A 16,338-nucleotide genomic window follows, 5' to 3' on the forward strand; every position below is an offset into this window, starting at 1 on the left:
CCGCGTTGTGCCTGACACGAAGCGCAGCTGATTTTGGGGCTGCTCTGCAGCCCAGCGCGGGCAAGCCCGCTCACCACAAAAGCTCGCTCATAATGAGATGCTGAACACCACCAAAGCTTCACTGGAATCGATCTCCCCATCGACATGACCACCCCACTCCCCTGTTACCACTGCGCCCTGCCCGTTCCCTCGGGCAGCCGCTTCACCGCCGCAGTGCTGGGCGAGACGCGCGAATTCTGCTGTCCGGGCTGCCAGGCCGTGGCCGAGGCCATCGTTGCCGGCGGCCTGGAGCACTACTACAGCCATCGCAGCGAAACCTCCGCCAACCCGGACGCGCTACCGGTGCAGCTACCGGATGAACTGGCCCTCTACGACCGCGCCGATGTGCAGCAACCCTTCGTCCGCCATGACGGCGAGCTCGCCGAAACCACCCTGCTGATCGAGGGCATCAGTTGCGCGGCCTGCGGCTGGCTGATCGAAAAGCACCTGCGCAACCTGCCGGCCGTGGCCGAGGCGCGGCTGAACCTGTCCAACCACCGGCTGCAGGTCAGTTGGTCCGACAGCCAACTGCCCCTGAGCAGCCTGCTGGCCGAGCTGCGGCAGATCGGTTATGCCGCGCACCCCTACCAGCCCGACCGCGCCAGCGAACAGTTGGCCAGCGAGAACCGCAAGTCCCTGCGCCAACTGGGCGTGGCCGGACTGCTGTGGTTCCAGGCGATGATGGCGACCATGGCGACCTGGCCGGAATTCAACATCGACCTGAGCCCCGAGCTGCATGTCATCCTGCGCTGGGTCGCACTGTTCCTGACCACCCCGATCGTGTTCTACAGCTGTGCACCGTTCTTCCGGGGTGCCCTGCGCGACCTGCGCACCCGCCACCTGACCATGGATGTCTCGGTCTCGCTGGCGATCGGCAGCGCCTACTGCGCCGGGATCTGGACCTCGATCACCGGCGTCGGCGAGCTGTACTTCGATGCGGTGGGCATGTTCGCGCTGTTCCTGCTGGCTGGCCGCTACCTCGAACGTCGCGCCCGCGAGCGCACGGCAGCAGCCACCGCGCAACTGGTCAACCTGCTGCCGGCGTCCTGCCTGCGCCTGCAGGCAGATGGCCAGAGCGAGCGCATCCTGCTCGACGAACTGCGCCTGGGCGACCAGGTGCTGGTGCATCCCGGCGCGGTGCTGCCAGCTGACGGCCGGATCCTGCAAGGCCAGTCGAGCATCGACGAGTCGCTGCTGACCGGCGAGTACCTGCCACAACCGCGCGGCCCGGGCGATACGGTCACTGCCGGCACGCTGAACGTCGAAGGCGCGCTGACGGTCGAAATCCTCGCCCTCGGCCAGGACACCCGGCTGTCGGCCATCGTCCGCCTGCTGGAACGCGCCCAGAGCGAGAAACCGCGCCTGGCGGAAATCGCCGACCGCGCCTCGCAATGGTTTCTGCTGCTGTCGCTGATCGCCGCCGCCGCCATCGGCCTGCTCTGGTGGCAGGTCGACGCACAGCGGGCATTCTGGATCGTCCTCGCCATGCTGGTGGCGACCTGTCCCTGTGCGTTGTCACTGGCGACGCCAACGGCACTCACCGCCGCCACCGGCACCCTGCACAAGCTGGGCCTGCTGCTGACCCGCGGCCATGTGCTCGAAGGGCTGAACCAGATCGACACGGTGATCTTCGACAAGACCGGCACCCTCACCGAAGGCCGCCTCGCATTGCGCGCCATCCACCCGCTGGGGACACTGGACAGCGAACGCTGCCTGGCCCTGGCCGCCGCCCTGGAGAACCGTTCCGAACACCCGATCGCCAAGGCCTTCGGCCGTGCGCCGCAAGCTGCCGAGGACGTCCAGAGCACACCCGGCAGCGGCCTGGAAGGCCAGGTCGGCGAGCTGACCCTGCGGATCGGCCGCGCGGACTTCGTCTGCGCCCTCAGTGGCTGCGCCATTCCGCCTTCGCCGGATGCTGCCGGACAGTGGCTGCTGCTGGGTGATCGCCAGGGCGCGCTGGCCTGGTTCGTCCTCGACGACCGGCTGCGCAGCGATGCCCCGGACCTGCTCGAGGCCTGCCGGGCGCGTGGCTGGCGGACCCTGCTGCTGTCAGGCGACAGCTCGCCGATGGTCGCCGATGTCGCCAGGCAACTGGGAATCGACGAAGCCCGCGGCGGCCTGGGCCCGGACGACAAGTTGCAGGTGCTCAAGCAGTTGCAACTGCAAGGCCGCAAGGTGCTGATGCTCGGCGACGGGGTCAACGATGTGCCCGTGCTGGCTGCCGCCGACATCAGCGTCGCCATGGGTTCGGCCACCGACCTGGCCAAGACCAGCGCCGATGCGGTGCTGCTGTCCAACCGACTGGACGCCCTGGTGCAGGCCTTCGACCTGGCCCGCCGAACCCGCCGGGTAATCATCGAGAACCTGGCCTGGGCGGCACTGTACAATGGCCTCATGTTGCCGTTCGCGGCCCTCGGCTGGATCACGCCGGTGTGGGCGGCTGTCGGCATGTCCATCAGTTCGTTGACCGTGGTCCTGAATGCGTTGCGGCTCACTCGCCTGCCCGCCTCGAAGGCCGACCACGCCCTGACCGAAACCCGCCCGCAACCGGCCTGAGCCGGGTGGGCCTGGAGCAAAGATGCCAGCACTCTACGTGATGATTCCGGCGGCGCTGCTGATCGTCGCCATCGCCGTCTACATCTTCTTCTGGGCGGTGGACAGCGGCCAGTACGACGACCTCGACGGCCCGGCCCACAGCATCCTGTTCGACGACCAGGATCCGAACCACAAGGCGGCCATCGACGAAGCCGACGGCACCGCCAGCGACCACGACCGGCGGACGCCACCTCATGCTTGAACTGGCGCCACTGCTGGTTTCGGCGGTGATCCTTGGCCTGCTCGGCGGTGGCCATTGCCTGGGCATGTGCGGCGGCCTGATGGGCGCCCTGACCCTGGCGATCCCCAGGGAACAGCGCGCACGACGCCTGCGCCTGCTGCTGGCCTACAACCTGGGGCGGGTGCTCAGCTATGCGGCCGCCGGGCTGCTGACCGGGCTGGCCGGCTGGGCAGTGGCCAGCAGCCCGGCGGCGACCGCGTTGCGGGTGCTGGCCGGCCTGCTGCTGATCACCATGGGCCTGTACCTGGCCGGCTGGTGGAGCGGCCTGACCCGCCTTGAAAGCCTGGGACGCGGCCTCTGGCGACAGATCCAGCCGATCGCCAATCGCCTGCTGCCGGTGTCGACGCTGCCCCGCGCACTGCTGCTCGGCGCACTCTGGGGCTGGCTGCCCTGCGGCCTGGTCTACAGCACCCTGCTATGGGCGGCGAGCCGCGGCAATGCGCTCGACAGCGCACTGCTGATGCTCGCCTTCGGTCTGGGCACCTGGCCGGTGCTGTTGGCGACCGGACTGGCGGCGGAACGGGTCACGGCCCTGCTGCGCAAACGCAGCGTGCGCCTGGGCGGCGGCCTGCTGGTGATGCTGTTCGGGTTGTGGACCCTGCCTGGCCCGCACCAGCATTGGCTGATGGGGCACTGAGCCCGCTTTCGGCCAAACAGGCTGGGATACTTGTGTGGCGAGCGGGCTTGCCCGCGCTGGGTCGCGCAGCCCCCTGAAACCTGCTACCGCTCTTTACCTGACACAACACCCTGGCTGGTCCTGGGGCTGCTTTGCAGCCCAGCGCGGGCAAGCCCGCTCGCCACAGGAGCCCGCGCCAAAACCTGCCGCGGGCCTGTTGCCCTCACCCCTGAAACAGCCCGGGCCGCCGTTGATACAAATCAACATGGCCCTTGCGCGATCCCCCTAGACTCGAGGCATTGCAGCCAATCCGGGGGAATGCCCGCATGCTCGACGCCATTCGTTGGGACTCTGATCTTATTCATCGCTACGACCTGGCGGGACCGCGCTACACCTCCTACCCCACCGCCGTACAATTCAACAGCCAGGTCGGCACCTTCGACCTGTTGCACGCCCTGCGCGACAGCCGCAAGGCTTCGCGGCCACTGTCGCTGTACGTGCACGTGCCGTTCTGCGCGAACATCTGCTACTACTGCGCCTGCAACAAGGTCATCACCAAGGACCGCGGCCGCGCCCAGCCCTACCTGCAGCGCCTGGAACAGGAAATCCAGCTGGTGGCCTGCCACCTCGACCCGAACCAGACAGTCGAGCAACTGCACTTTGGCGGCGGCACGCCGACCTTTCTCAGCCATGACGAGCTGCGCCAGCTGATGGCCCGGCTGCGCCAGCACTTCAACCTGCTGGACGATGATTCCGGCGACTATGGCATCGAGATCGACCCGCGGGAAGCCGACTGGTCGACCATGGGCCTGCTGCGCGAGCTGGGCTTCAACCGGATCAGCATCGGCCTGCAGGACCTGGACCCGAACGTGCAGCGAGCGGTCAATCGCCTGCAAAGCCTGGATGAAACCCGCGCGGTGATCGAGGCGGCGCGGACCCTGCAGTTCCGCTCGATCAACATCGACCTGATCTACGGCCTGCCCAAACAGACTCCGGAACACTTCGCCCGGACCGTGGACGAAGTGATCAACCTGCAGCCGGACCGCCTCTCGGTCTTCAACTACGCCCACCTGCCGGAACGCTTCCTGCCCCAGCGGCGGATCAACAGCCACGAGCTGCCGGCTCCGGCCGACAAACTGGAAATGCTCCATCGCACCATCGAACAACTGACCGCCGCCGGCTACCGCTATATCGGCATGGACCACTTCGCCCTGCCCGACGACGAACTGGCGATCGCCCAGGAGGAGTCCACCCTGCAACGCAACTTCCAGGGCTACACCACCCATGGCCATTGCGACCTGATCGGCCTCGGCGTCTCGGCCATCAGCCAGATCGGCGACCTGTACTGCCAGAACAGCAGCGACCTGAACCAGTACCAGAACACCCTGGCCAGCGCGCAACTGGCGACCAGCCGCGGCCTGCTGTGCAACGCCGACGACCGGCTGCGCCGCGAGGTGATCCAGCAGATCATCTGCAATTTCAGCCTGGAGTTCGCGCGGATCGAGCAGCAGTTCACCATCGACTTCCGTGGCTACTTCGCCGAACTCTGGCCACGCCTGGTGGACATGGCCGACGATGGCCTGATCGAGCTGGACAACGAGCGGCTCACCGTCCTGCCCGCTGGGCGCCTGCTGGTTCGCTCGGTGTGCATGGTGTTCGATGCCTACCTGGAACAGCAGAACCGCCAGCGGTTCTCGCGGGTTATCTAGGTGGGCTGGCCAGTTGCTGCGCCAGTCTGCGTGCATCCGGACGCAGGTTGTCCTGGTCCATGACCTTCTCCAGCGCGCCATTGGCCTTGACCAGCGCGGCACTGAGGCCACTCAGGGCCGCGGTGACGTTGGCGATCTTGATCTGGGCGATCTCCGGATCCAGGTCCTTGTCGTTGCGGATCTTCTCCAGCTCGGCGCGCAACTGCGCCATCTTGCGCTGCAGGTCGCGGATGTTCTTGAGCATCGACTGGGTCTTGCCCGGCAGACCACTTTCCTCGATGTCGCCATACTCTTCCGAGCTCACGCCAAACATGACGGGATCACCGGCCTTCTGCTTGCCCTCTTCGGACAGGCTGACCTTGACGCCCTCCGGCGCCGTGGCCTTTTCCTGGTCCTGGTCGGCTGCCTTGGCCTGGTTGTTGTCCTGCTGCGCAGCGCCGGCCTTGTCCGCTGCCAGGGCAGCACGGCTGTTCGGGCTCATAGCGCTGTCGCCGAGGCCATAGGCCAAGGGGGAATTGCCGATCACGGTCATGTCGAATGCTCCATGCAATGAATTATTTCACTTTGTATCGACATTGATACGCACAACTTAAGTAGGGGTGCGCCATTTTGGCGCAGACTGGCCTGAACGACCCTTGCTGGGGTACCCTTACGCCTTATGTGTGTTTTCCCACAAGGATTTAAGAAATGTCCGAGCCCGTGAAGCTGCGCGCCCACAGCCAGGCCAACTGCAAGGATTGCAGCCTGGCGCCTCTCTGCCTGCCACTTTCACTGAATCTGGAAGACATGGATGCGCTGGACGAAATCGTCAAACGCGGCCGCCCCCTGAAGAAAGGCGAGTTCCTCTTCCGCCAGGGCGATACCTTCGGCTCCGTCTACGCGGTGCGCTCCGGTGCGCTGAAGACCTTCAGCCTGAGCGACGGTGGCGAAGAACAGATCACCGGCTTCCACCTGCCCAGCGAACTGGTCGGGCTGTCGGGCATGGACACCGAGACCTATCCGGTTTCAGCCCAGGCCCTGGAGACCACCTCGGTCTGCGAGATTCCCTTCGAACGCCTCGATGAGCTGGCCTTGCAACTGCCACAGTTGCGCCGCCAGCTGATGCGGGTGATGAGCCGGGAAATCCGCGACGACCAGCAGATGATGCTGCTGCTGTCGAAGAAAACCGCCGACGAACGGATCGCCACCTTCCTGGTCAACCTCTCGGCGCGCTTCCGTGCCCGTGGTTTCTCCGCCAACCAGTTCCGCCTGAGCATGTCGCGCAACGAGATCGGCAACTACCTGGGCCTGGCGGTGGAAACCGTCTCGCGGGTGTTCACCCGCTTCCAGGCCAGCGAGCTGATCGCCGCCGAGGGCAAGGAAGTGCACATTCTCGATCCGATCCAGCTCTGCGCCCTCGCCGGCGGTTCGCTGGAAGGCTGATCCAGAGGCTCGTCGCGGGTATACTGGGCGCCTACAGCTTTCCAGGAAACCCGCGACGATGGCTTTCGACACCTTCGACATCAAATCCCTGATCCGCCCGGTTATCGACTTTCCGAAACCGGGAGTGATCTTCCGCGACATCACGCCACTGTTCCAGTCGCCACGGGCAGTCCGGCTGGTGGCCGACAGTTTCATCCATCGCTATGTCGAGGCCGACTTCAGCCACATCGGTGCGATGGATGCCCGTGGCTTCCTGATCGGTTCGATCATCGCCCACCAACTGAACAAGCCGCTGATCCTGTTCCGCAAGCAGGGCAAGCTGCCGGCGGACGTGCTGTCCGAGGGCTACCAGACCGAGTACGGCGAAGCGTTCCTCGAAGTGCACGCCGACAGCCTGTGCGAAGGCGACTCGGTGCTGATCTTCGATGACCTGATCGCCACCGGTGGCACCCTGATCGCCGCAGCCAATCTGGTCCGCCGCATGGGGGCCAAGGTCTTCGAGGCCGGGGCGATCATCGACCTGCCGGAACTGGGTGGCTCCCAGCGGCTGAACGACATGAACGTGCCGACCTACTGCCTGACCCAGTTCTCGCTGTCGGAAAAGTAACCAGCCAGCGGATCAAAGCCCCATCTGCTTGCCGATGATCTCGTTCATCACCTCTCGGGTCCCCCCGCCGATGGAGAGAATACGATTGTCGCGATACAAGCGCTCCACCAGGCTCTCGCGCATGTAGCCAAGGCCGCCGAGTATCTGCACCGCATCGTGGGTGATCCGCTCGGCGGTGTCGGTGGCGAAGTTCTTCGCCATCGACACTTCCTTGACCACACTCTGCCCCGCCGCCATCTTCGCCGCCTGGCGATAGGTGAACTCGCGTGACACCTCCAGCGCCGTCGCCATTTCGGCCAGCCGGTGTCGAATCACCTGGAACTTGCCGATCGGTTTGCCGAAGGCCTCGCGTGCTCGCGCCCACTTCAGGCTTTCTTCCAGGGCCAGTTGGGCAGTCATGTTGGCCATGATCGCCAGGGCCAGGCGTTCGTTCTGGAAGTTGCCCATGATGCAGGCAAAACCCATGTTCTCGACACCGATCAGGTTGCCCAGCGGAACCCGGCAGTCGTCGAAAAACAACTCGGCGGTGTCCGATGCCCACCAGCCCATTTTCTTCAGTTGCCGGCCGACGATGAAACCCGGCGTGCCCTTCTCGATCAGCAACAGGCTGATGCCGCCGAAACCCGGCGCCCCGGTGCGCACGGCCACGGTGTAATAGTCGGCACGCACGCCGCTGGTGATGAAGGTCTTGCTGCCAGTGACGTGATAACAGTCACCCTCGCGCACGGCACGGGTCTGCAGGTTGGCGACATCCGAACCGCCGCCCGGCTCGGTCACGGCCAGGGCGCTGATCTTCTCCCCGGCCAACACCGCCGGCACCACCCGTTCGCGGACCTCGGGGCGGGCCCACTTGACGATGGGTGGCAGGCCGATATCCAGGGAGCCGAGGCCCGCCACCAGGCCTCCGGAGCCACAGCGCATCAGCTCCTCGCTGGCTGCGATCTTGGCGAACAGGTCACCTTCATGGCTGCCCCCCAGTGCCTCGGGATAGCCGATGCCGAGGATGCCGGCAGCGCCGGCCTTGAGATAGAGCTCGCGGGGAAAGCCTTCGGCTTCTTCCCAATGCTCGATGTCCGGGAGGATCTCCCGTTCGACGAAACGCCTGACGCTGTCACGTATCAACTGGTGACTGGGATCGAAGTATTCCTGAAAGGCAGACATGGACGAGCTCCCTGGGAAGACCCAGAGAACTTACCTAGCGCTTGCTTGGTTTTCAAGCCCCTTGCAGGGCGGCGTCTTGAGAGCGCCCTCGCTCCCGTGGGAGATTCCATGGTTGTGGGCAAGACTTGAGGGCCTATTCGCGGGCAAGCCACGCTCCTACAGAGGGGCGCGGTCACGGTGGGAGACGGCCGGGCGGCGCTCCGCTTGCTGGCGATAGCGATGTGGCAGACACCATGGATTTGTTTGAATGGCCGCCTTTGGCGGATCGCCAGCAAGCCGGCTCCTACGAAGATGCGCACCTTGCAGGAGCGTGGCTTGCCCACGAAGCTCTTGGAGGCACCTAGCCGAGCACTTCACTCAGGGGAATGAAATTCAGCCAGTCGCCTTCGGCCAGCGTCGTGCCCTCCAGCACTTCCACCAGCCCTTCGGCCCAGGACGCACTGCGCAGCACGCCAGAGCTCTGGTTGCGATAGATGATCGCCCGGCCATTCTCCATCCGCGCCCGCAGGTATTCGCGGCGGTTGCCCGGTTTGGGCCAGGCGAAGCCGGCCGGCACCTGGAAGCGCAATGGCTCGACGTCCTGGACGCCCTGGCGACGCAGCAGGTAGGGACGCGCCAGCAGCGCAAAGGTCACCAGGGTCGACGCCGGGTTACCCGGCAGTCCGATCACCGGCACACCACGGAAATGCCCGAAGGTCAGTGGCTTGCCCGGCTTGATCGCCAGCTTCCACAGGTCCAGCTCACCCTCTTCGCGCAAGGCGATGCCAAGGAAGTCCGCCTCGCCGACCGAAACACCACCGGTGGACAGGATCAGGTCGACATCGCCCAGCTCTGCCAGGCGCTGGCGAGTGGTCGGCAGGTCATCCGGCAGGATGCCGGCGTCGACGACCGCACAGCCCAGGCGCTTGAGCCAGCTGCAGAGCAGGACCCGGTTGCTGTTGTAGATCTGCCCCGGCCCCAGCGGTTGGCCCGGCTCGACCAGTTCGTCACCGGTCGACAGCACCGCGACCCGCACCGGACGGATCACTGCCAGCTCGGCGCAACCCAGCGAAGCGGCCAGTCCCAGTTCCACCGAGCCCAGGCGCGTTCCCGCCGGCAACACCAACTCACCGACCGTGGTTTCCTGGCCCTGGGGCCGAATGTTCTGCTGCGCCTTCAATGGCTGGGTGAAACGCACGCGCTGGTCGTCCTGCAACTCGGCGTTTTCCTGCATTTCCACGCAGTCGGCACCCGCCGGTACCGGCGCGCCGGTGAAGATCCGCGCACAGGTTCCGGGCAGTAACGGCTGCGGAGCCTGCCCGGCGAAAATCCGCTGGCTGACCGGCAACGGCTCGCCCTGCCAGTCGGCCAGGCGCAGCGCATAGCCATCCATGGCGCTGTTGGGCCACGGCGGCAGGTCGAGACTCGACACCAGGTCCTCGGCCAGCACCCGGCCTTCGGTTGCCGCCAGCGGCAGGCGCTCGGCCTCGCGAATCGGTGCGCTCCCGGCCAGTTCCAGCAACCGGGCCAAGGCCGCTTCGACCGGCATCAGCGCCCCGCCCTTGCCCGGCTTACCCGCGGGATTCACAAGGCGCCGCCTGTTTCAGGTGTGGGACGAAGTTGCATGGACGATGACGCGAGTCCAGTTGTTCGGCGAGGATGCCGTCCCAGCCGGTACGTACCGCGTTGGTCGAGCCGGGCAGGCAGCAGACCAGCGTGCCATTGGCCAGGCCGGCCAGGGCCCGCGACTGCACGGTGGAGGTGCCGATGTCGGCCACCGATATCTGCCGGAACAACTCGCCGAAACCGTCGACCTGCTTGTCCAGCAGGCAGGCGACCGCCTCGGGTGTGCTGTCACGGCCGGTGAAGCCAGTGCCGCCGGTGATCAGCACGACCTGGACCATATCCTCGGCGATCCAGGTGGCGACCTGGGCACGGATGCGATACAGGTCGTCCTTGAGCAGTACGCGCTCGGCCAGGCGGTGGCCGGCGGCGGTCAGGCGGTCGACGAAGACCTGCCCGGAAGTGTCGGTTTCGAAGGTACGGGTGTCACTGACCGTCAGGACCGCGATGTTCAGCGGTACGAAAGGTGTATCGGCCTTGGCTTTCATAGGCTCGGTCCAATGTTCCAGGAGAATGTTGAAGGGGAAACAGGCCGGTGTTATATCACAGCGTTGCTTGTTATAAGTGCGGTCATGACCGACACCTGTGAGACCTGCATGCCGCTGACCGACTTCTCCATCCTGCTCCTGGCCGGCGGCCGGGGCCAACGCATGGGTGGCCAGGACAAGGGCCTGCTGCCCTTTCGCGGCCAGCCACTGATCGCCCACCTGCATGCCACGGTGCGCCCCCTGACCGACGACCTGATCATTTCCTGCAACCGCAACCAGGCCCGCTATGCGGCCTATGCCGATCGCCTGGTAGGCGACGACAGCAGGGACTTCCCCGGCCCCCTGGCCGGGATTCGCGCCGGCCTCGCGGTGGCACGCCATCCCCACCTGCTGGTGCTACCCTGCGATGCGCCGCAGGTCGACCGGTCGCTGCTGCTGGACATGCTCGAACAAGCCGGCGCGCACCCCGGACAACCGCTGATGGTACGTCAGGGTGAACACTGGGAGCCGCTGTTCTGCGTGATCCCCGTCGCCCTGGCGGGGATCTTCGAAAGCGCCTGGGCAGCCGGCGAACGCAGCCCGCGCCAGATCATGCTACCGTTACAGGCCCAGGCCCTGCAGTGCCCGGAAGGCGACGCGAGGTTGGCCAACCTCAACACTCCGCAGTTGCTTCAGCATTGCGACAGCCGCCTCGATGGACAGCCGTAAGGAACTTGCCGAAAATACAGGCGTCCTACCAGTAATCCATCCGTATTTTTTCTGGAGAAGCACCATGACCCAACGGACCCTCGCCGCACTCATGCTGACTGTAGGCCTGGCCACCCTCGCCGGTTGCTCGACGCCGACCGTGATTACCCTGAACGACGGGCGTGAAATCCAGGCGGTGGACACTCCGAAGTACGATTCATCGTCGGGCTTCTACGAGTTCAAGCAACTGGACGGCAAGAACACCCGTATCAACAAGGATCAGGTGCGTACCGTCAAAGAGCTGTAAGCCCTTTTGCAGTCCCCCGCAAAGCCCGCCCCGCGCGGGCTTTGTCGTTTCCGACGACGAGAAAATCCGGCACCGGGCAGGTAGCGCCGACCCAGCCTATTCTGTAGGTGTCCCCCTTATCGGGGCCTGCTCGCTTGCGGAAGACGAACCATGAAAGTGCTCATGCTCCACGGCATCAATCACGACCTGTTCGGCAAACGCGCACCGATCCGCCATGGCGGTATCACGCTCAGGCAGATCGATGCCCATTTGCTGAAACTGGCCAGGGAGCTGGAGATCGATATCACCAGCTACCAGACCAACCATGAAGGAGCGATGTGCGCACGGATTCAGCAGGCTGCCCGCGACCATGTCGACGCGGTGCTGATCAACCCGGGGGCCTGGACCCACAGCAGCTACGACATCCGCGATGCCCTGGCGGACCTGAGGGTCCCGGTGGTGGAAGTGCACATGTCGAACATCCACGGCCGGGAAACCCTGCACCAGGCCTCGGTACTGGCCGACGTCAGCATGGGGCAGATCTGTGGATTCGGGGTCGACAGCTACCTGCTCGGCTTGCGCGCGGTGGTGAACGCGGCACACCGCATGCCAAGCCGGATGCCAAGGGCTACCAGCGCAGGCTGATCTCGCTCTGGAACCGGCGCTCCTGCCCGGTCACCGGGTCGACGAAACGCAGCCCCTTGGCCAGCAGCTTGAGCGGGTTCGCGTAGTCATCCTCGGCGTCCTTGAGCACCTGTGGATAAAACGGGTCATTGCAGATCGCGGCCCCCAGGGCGGCCATGTGCACCCGCAACTGGTGCTTCTTGCCGGTCACCGGAGACAGGGCATAGCGCCAGAGCTCGCCGTTCTTCTCGGCGACCTCGACCAACGTCTCGGTATTGCTGGGCCCCTCGCCTTCGCACATGCGGAAGAACGGCTCGCCGTCGACCAGCCGGCTCTTGTGTACTCGAGGGAAGGACAGCTCGGGCAGGGCCGGGGCAATCGCCTCGTAATACTTGTCGATCTGCCGGGTCGGGAACAGCGACTGGTAGGCCGAGCGTGTCGCGGGGTTCGCCGAGAACAGCACCAGCCCGGCGGTGTGCCGGTCGATGCGGTGCAGCGGGACCAGGTGCGGATTGTCCAGGCGGCGGATCAACCGGCGCAGCAGGGTCTGCTCGACGTACTCGCCGGCCGGGGTCACCGGCAGGAAATGCGGCTTGTCCGCCACCACCAGGTGTTCGTCAGCATGCAGAATCGTCTCCGTGACCGGAATCGGCACCTCGTTCGGCACCTCGCGAAAGTAATAGATCTTCAACCCTTCGCGATAGGCCAGTTGCGGGGTGATCGGGGCCCCCTGGGCATCGAGTACCCGCCCGCGGGCGATCCGGTCGAGCCACTGCTCGCGCCCGATGGCCGGAAAGTGCCCGCACAGGCAATCCAGCACAGTCGGCCAGTTGCCCGGTGGCAGGTACAGGGTGCTGGCCTGGTTTTCAGCGGCATTGAACGGTGAAGCGGACATGACGGGGCTCGAGCGGCGGGCTGGGCCGATATTATCCGGCAAGACCCCGCCGTCCCGTCAATCGATCGTGCCGCCTGGGCTCAACTGGCGGCCAGCTGGCTCTTGAGCAGTGGCGAGCCACTGGCCGCCTCGGTGTAGTCCTTCAACCAGCGCAGCACATCCACCGCTTCCCAACGCCCAGGGTCGTACAGCGCGTAGAGCAACCCCTGGTAGCCCACCACATCCAGCTGGCGGTGGTAGCCCGCGCGTTGGAACAGCGCTTCGATTTCCGCGAAACAGGTGTTGAAATGCAGCTTGTTGAACGGTGTCTTGCCTTCCGTCACCAGCCCATCGAGCCGCAATTCCAGCACCGCTTCGCGCACCACCTCGGCGGACATGCGATTCACGCTGGATTTCAATTGTTCGACATTGACCATGCTTTACCCTCTTGATCTTCCTGGTCTCGTCCCTGGGTGCGCATGTCGTGGTGGACATCCTGTCACCAACACCGGGACAAAACTGTATAAATATACAGTAACTGAATTTTACGCAATTCGCCAACGGATTACCCGCCGCGTGTGCGGTCAGGACTCCCTGGGGTGGACCTTGCCATAGACGTTGCCGCCGATGAACGAGCCCACCGTCCCCAGGATCACCATGGCGTAGGTTGCGCCATCAATCTTTCCATACCATGTCAGGGTCGCGGTGCTCATACCAACCACCAGCATCGCGAGAAACTTGCGTCCCCCCAGTTGGTTGACCAGCAACACTTGTCTCCCTTTCATTTCACTTCCTCCCTGCACCACGGATACGTGCTGCGCCAAAACGTCATGCTTCGACGTAAGCACAGCCGTTTTGCAGGTGCAAGCCAGGGTAATCTGATGAAACAGAAGGGTCGGGAAGTGTGTATCCGCAAGGCGCCAGGACACTGCGCTCAGCGCACGAAGGCCACGACCTGCTCGGCATCGAAGGGCCAACCGAGCTCGGCGCCGGTGTCCACGCGCCGCAGTACCGGAATCAGCAGGCCATAGCGCTCGAACAGGGATTCGTCGTCGGCGATGTCCACCAGTTCCACCAGCAGGCCATGCTCGACCAGGGGCATCAACACCGCTTCGGCGACTTCGCAGAGGTGGCAACCCAGGGTGCCGAAGAGTTGGCATTCAGGCAGCATGGCAAAGGGGTCCTGGGCGGGGGAAAACCTTATTCTAGGCTCGCCTCCCGCCCCCGTCGAGCCAACGACGCGGCGCTCAGAGCACGAAGCGCAGGCGGCGGCTGAGCAGGATCAACAGCGGCGCCGCGGCAAGTGCCAGGAGCAGCACCACCGCCGTCATGAGGTTCCCATACGGAATACCCAGCGACAGCGCGCCATAGAGAAACAGCGGGTGCACGTAGTAGAGCGCCGAGGACAGCTTGGCGTTGCGACTGCTGGTGGACGCGCGGAAAAATACGAACGGCAGCAGGAACAACGCGGGGGTGATCAGCGGCAGCGACAGCAGGAAATCGAAGTTCTGCCGGGCATCGGCCTGGTGCGAGTAGTTCAGCCAGGCCTCGGCGAACACCAGCACCAGGCTGACCACCAGGGCCGCACACACCTGGGGGCGGGTCACCCGCTCCGGCACCTGGTGACGGGCCAGCAGGAAGCCCAGCGCCATGAACGGGAAGCCCATGAACAGGAAGTTGCGCGCCGTGTAGTCGTTCTGGTTGAAGTGCTGGAGAAAGGCGTTGGGCAGTTCGAAATAGACCCGGGCGTACTGCAGCACCAGGCCGATCGTGAACGCCGCCAGCGCCAGGACCACCAATAGCGCAGTCGGGCGACCACGCAACAGGAACAGGATCAGCCCGCCACCGAGCATGCCCAGCAGATACCAGAGGTGGAAGTAGCCGATCACGAACTGCTTCACGATCCACAACACCCCACCGACGCTGCCCAGCGCCTCGAGGCTGACGTAGGTCGGGCTGTAGACCAGCATCCAGAACAGGTACAGCAGCAGCCCACGCTTGAACCAGACCGCGAACGAGTGGCCGCCGTCCAGGGTCTTCCACAAGTAGTAGCCATTGATCACGAAGAACGTCGGTACCGCGACCCGGAACAGCCCGTTGCACAGCAGGTAGCCCACCGTCGTGTAGTTGCCGCCCATGAAGTGGCAGTGCAGCACCACCACGAACACCGCCAGCAGGACCTTCAGGGCATCCAGGTTACCGTTGAGAACTTTGGACATCGGCACTCACCTGCTTTCCGGCAATGAATCGGGCGACTTGCGCGACGAGGCACGGCGGAACCGGCGGTTGCAGTAGTCGGTCGCCCGATCGAGCACCGGCTTCTCGAAGAACGAGTAGCCGACCCAGCCGTAGCACAGCACCGCCGCCATCATCAGCAGCAGGAACAGCAGGTTGTCCAGCAGGCTGCCGGGCCAGTTGCCCATCACCAGCCAGGCCCGTCCGATCACGCCCAGCACCAGCAGGTGCGAGAGATAGAGGGTGTAGGACATATCGCCGGTGAACACCAGCGGCTGTGGAAAGCGGATCAATTGACGTCGTTCGAGCAACACCAGCGACAGCACCAGGGCACCGAATACCAGGCCCACCGTGAGCATCCGCAGCAGCCCTTCCTGCTGGAACAACTGGTAATGATGGATCAGCGGGATACCCACCAGCAGGCTCGCCGCCAGCAGCAGCCAGACCGCGGGGGTCGGCACCTTGGCACTGTGCGGAGCATAGAAGAACAGCGCCAGGGCGCTGCCGACGATGAACTCCAGCGCATAGGGGTGCAGGATGATTTTCAGCGCCGGCCCATGGTCCTGCCAGGAGCCGAGCAGGTTGAACGCCACCAGCGCCAGCGCCCAGGCCAGCAGCAGGAGCGGCAGCCAGCGCTCGCGAAAGGCCAGCAGCACGCTGAACACCAGGTAGAACCACAACTCGAACACCAGCGACCACGCCACCATCACCAGCAGCACACGCTCGTTGGGCAGCAGCAGGAACGACATCAACAGGTTGGAGCCCCCATGGGAACTGTTGACCAGCGCCGGCGAGACCAGGTAGACCGACAGGGTGATGAAGAAATACAGCCAGTAGTTGGGATAGATCCGTGACACACGGTTGAACAGGAAGCGCTGGAACTGGACCTTGTCCTGGAAGCGGCCACGGGTGACGATCACCATGACGAAACCACTGATCACGAAGAACAGGTCGACCCCCAGCTGGAAAAAATCCACCAGCGCCGGCAGCAACGTATCGCCGCCAGAGTACTTGAGCTCCACCGCCGCCATGTGAAACAGCACCACCCCAATCACTGCCACACCCCTAAGGCCCTGCAGCGAATACAGCCGCTCCATGCATCCTCCGTTGTCGTGCCTTGGCCCCAGCCTTCCGAGATTGAGCATAGCGAAC

Annotated in this window: 19 protein-coding genes; 9 read left to right on the forward strand and 10 right to left on the reverse strand. The window is 64.7% G+C overall.

The window, feature by feature from the left end; genetic code table 11:
• The first annotated feature begins 144 nt into the window (after positions 1 to 144).
• The 4 genes from HU752_RS23840 to hemN all read left to right on the forward strand — a co-directional run bounded on the left by HU752_RS23840 (position 145) and on the right by hemN (position 5,200).
• Positions 145 to 2,595, forward strand: a complete 2,451-nt coding sequence (locus HU752_RS23840) for a heavy metal translocating P-type ATPase (RefSeq protein ID WP_186681304.1) — start codon at positions 145 to 147, stop codon at positions 2,593 to 2,595.
• A gap of 22 nt (positions 2,596 to 2,617) precedes the next feature.
• Positions 2,618 to 2,836: a cbb3-type cytochrome oxidase assembly protein CcoS gene (gene ccoS / locus HU752_RS23845; protein ID WP_186681306.1), complete on the forward strand. Its 219-nt coding sequence runs from the start codon at positions 2,618 to 2,620 to the stop codon at positions 2,834 to 2,836.
• The gene (locus HU752_RS23850; RefSeq protein ID WP_186681308.1) at positions 2,829 to 3,512 is read left to right on the forward strand and encodes a sulfite exporter TauE/SafE family protein; all 684 of its coding nucleotides are present in this window, start codon (positions 2,829 to 2,831) and stop codon (positions 3,510 to 3,512) included. The genes ccoS and HU752_RS23850 overlap by 8 nt, the downstream gene beginning before the upstream one ends.
• Before the next feature lie 305 nt (positions 3,513 to 3,817).
• Positions 3,818 to 5,200 (forward strand): oxygen-independent coproporphyrinogen III oxidase, encoded by a 1,383-nt coding sequence (gene hemN / locus HU752_RS23855; RefSeq protein WP_186681310.1) that lies wholly within the window; start codon positions 3,818 to 3,820, stop codon positions 5,198 to 5,200.
• On the opposite strand, the gene HU752_RS23860 is transcribed toward hemN, so the two are convergent.
• The gene (locus HU752_RS23860; RefSeq protein ID WP_186681312.1) at positions 5,193 to 5,732 is read right to left on the reverse strand and encodes a hypothetical protein; all 540 of its coding nucleotides are present in this window, start codon (positions 5,730 to 5,732) and stop codon (positions 5,193 to 5,195) included. The genes hemN and HU752_RS23860 overlap by 8 nt on opposite strands.
• Before the next feature lie 155 nt (positions 5,733 to 5,887).
• Here HU752_RS23860 and fnr point away from each other — a divergent pair, with 155 nt between their 5' ends.
• On the forward strand, positions 5,888 to 6,622 hold the full coding sequence (gene fnr / locus HU752_RS23865; protein WP_186681314.1) for a fumarate/nitrate reduction transcriptional regulator Fnr: 735 nt from the start codon (positions 5,888 to 5,890) through the stop codon (positions 6,620 to 6,622).
• A 58-nt stretch (positions 6,623 to 6,680) separates the two neighbouring features.
• Positions 6,681 to 7,229, forward strand: coding sequence for an adenine phosphoribosyltransferase (locus tag HU752_RS23870; RefSeq protein WP_186681316.1), 549 nt, complete (start codon positions 6,681 to 6,683; stop codon positions 7,227 to 7,229).
• A gap of 12 nt (positions 7,230 to 7,241) precedes the next feature.
• On the opposite strand, the gene HU752_RS23875 is transcribed toward HU752_RS23870, so the two are convergent.
• The 3 genes from HU752_RS23875 to moaB form a co-directional block, all read right to left on the reverse strand.
• Positions 7,242 to 8,390 (reverse strand): acyl-CoA dehydrogenase family protein, encoded by a 1,149-nt coding sequence (locus HU752_RS23875; RefSeq protein WP_186681318.1) that lies wholly within the window; start codon positions 8,388 to 8,390, stop codon positions 7,242 to 7,244.
• 340 nt (positions 8,391 to 8,730) lie between these two features.
• A complete protein-coding gene (locus HU752_RS23880) occupies positions 8,731 to 9,918 on the reverse strand; it encodes a molybdopterin molybdotransferase MoeA (protein WP_186681574.1) in 1,188 nt (395 codons plus the stop codon).
• 22 nt (positions 9,919 to 9,940) lie between these two features.
• Complete coding sequence (gene moaB / locus HU752_RS23885; RefSeq protein ID WP_186681320.1) at positions 9,941 to 10,480, reverse strand: molybdenum cofactor biosynthesis protein B; 540 nt, start codon at positions 10,478 to 10,480, stop codon at positions 9,941 to 9,943.
• 108 nt (positions 10,481 to 10,588) lie between these two features.
• Between moaB and mobA the strand changes: the two genes are divergently transcribed.
• From mobA to HU752_RS23900, 3 genes are all read left to right on the forward strand, one after another.
• A complete protein-coding gene (gene mobA / locus HU752_RS23890; protein ID WP_186681576.1) occupies positions 10,589 to 11,188 on the forward strand; it encodes a molybdenum cofactor guanylyltransferase MobA in 600 nt (199 codons plus the stop codon).
• A 64-nt stretch (positions 11,189 to 11,252) separates the two neighbouring features.
• The gene (locus tag HU752_RS23895; protein ID WP_010447001.1) at positions 11,253 to 11,474 is read left to right on the forward strand and encodes a YgdI/YgdR family lipoprotein; all 222 of its coding nucleotides are present in this window, start codon (positions 11,253 to 11,255) and stop codon (positions 11,472 to 11,474) included.
• Between the two features lie 150 nt (positions 11,475 to 11,624).
• A complete protein-coding gene (locus HU752_RS23900; protein ID WP_186681322.1) occupies positions 11,625 to 12,098 on the forward strand; it encodes a type II 3-dehydroquinate dehydratase in 474 nt (157 codons plus the stop codon).
• On the opposite strand, the gene HU752_RS23905 is transcribed toward HU752_RS23900, so the two are convergent.
• The 6 genes from HU752_RS23905 to HU752_RS23930 all read right to left on the reverse strand — a co-directional run bounded on the left by HU752_RS23905 (position 12,082) and on the right by HU752_RS23930 (position 16,283).
• Positions 12,082 to 12,972 carry a pseudouridine synthase gene (locus HU752_RS23905; RefSeq protein WP_186681323.1) on the reverse strand — a complete coding sequence of 297 codons (891 nt, stop codon included), beginning with the start codon at positions 12,970 to 12,972 and terminating at the stop codon, positions 12,082 to 12,084. The two genes, HU752_RS23900 and HU752_RS23905, sit on opposite strands and share 17 nt — an antisense overlap.
• An 80-nt stretch (positions 12,973 to 13,052) precedes the next feature.
• Positions 13,053 to 13,388 carry a transcriptional regulator gene (locus HU752_RS23910; protein ID WP_186681325.1) on the reverse strand — a complete coding sequence of 112 codons (336 nt, stop codon included), beginning with the start codon at positions 13,386 to 13,388 and terminating at the stop codon, positions 13,053 to 13,055.
• Between the two features lie 147 nt (positions 13,389 to 13,535).
• Positions 13,536 to 13,736: a hypothetical protein gene (locus tag HU752_RS23915; RefSeq protein ID WP_026145429.1), complete on the reverse strand. Its 201-nt coding sequence runs from the start codon at positions 13,734 to 13,736 to the stop codon at positions 13,536 to 13,538.
• Between the two features lie 149 nt (positions 13,737 to 13,885).
• Positions 13,886 to 14,122, reverse strand: coding sequence for a glutaredoxin family protein (locus tag HU752_RS23920; protein WP_186681327.1), 237 nt, complete (start codon positions 14,120 to 14,122; stop codon positions 13,886 to 13,888).
• 76 nt (positions 14,123 to 14,198) lie between these two features.
• Positions 14,199 to 15,170, reverse strand: coding sequence for an acyltransferase family protein (locus HU752_RS23925; protein WP_186681329.1), 972 nt, complete (start codon positions 15,168 to 15,170; stop codon positions 14,199 to 14,201).
• A 6-nt stretch (positions 15,171 to 15,176) separates the two neighbouring features.
• Positions 15,177 to 16,283, reverse strand: a complete 1,107-nt coding sequence (locus HU752_RS23930; RefSeq protein WP_186681330.1) for an acyltransferase family protein — start codon at positions 16,281 to 16,283, stop codon at positions 15,177 to 15,179.
• Between the last annotated feature and the right edge of the window lie 55 nt (positions 16,284 to 16,338).

Origin of the sequence: Pseudomonas vanderleydeniana, from assembly GCF_014268755.2 — a bacterium.
GTDB lineage: Bacteria > Pseudomonadota > Gammaproteobacteria > Pseudomonadales > Pseudomonadaceae > Aquipseudomonas > Aquipseudomonas vanderleydeniana.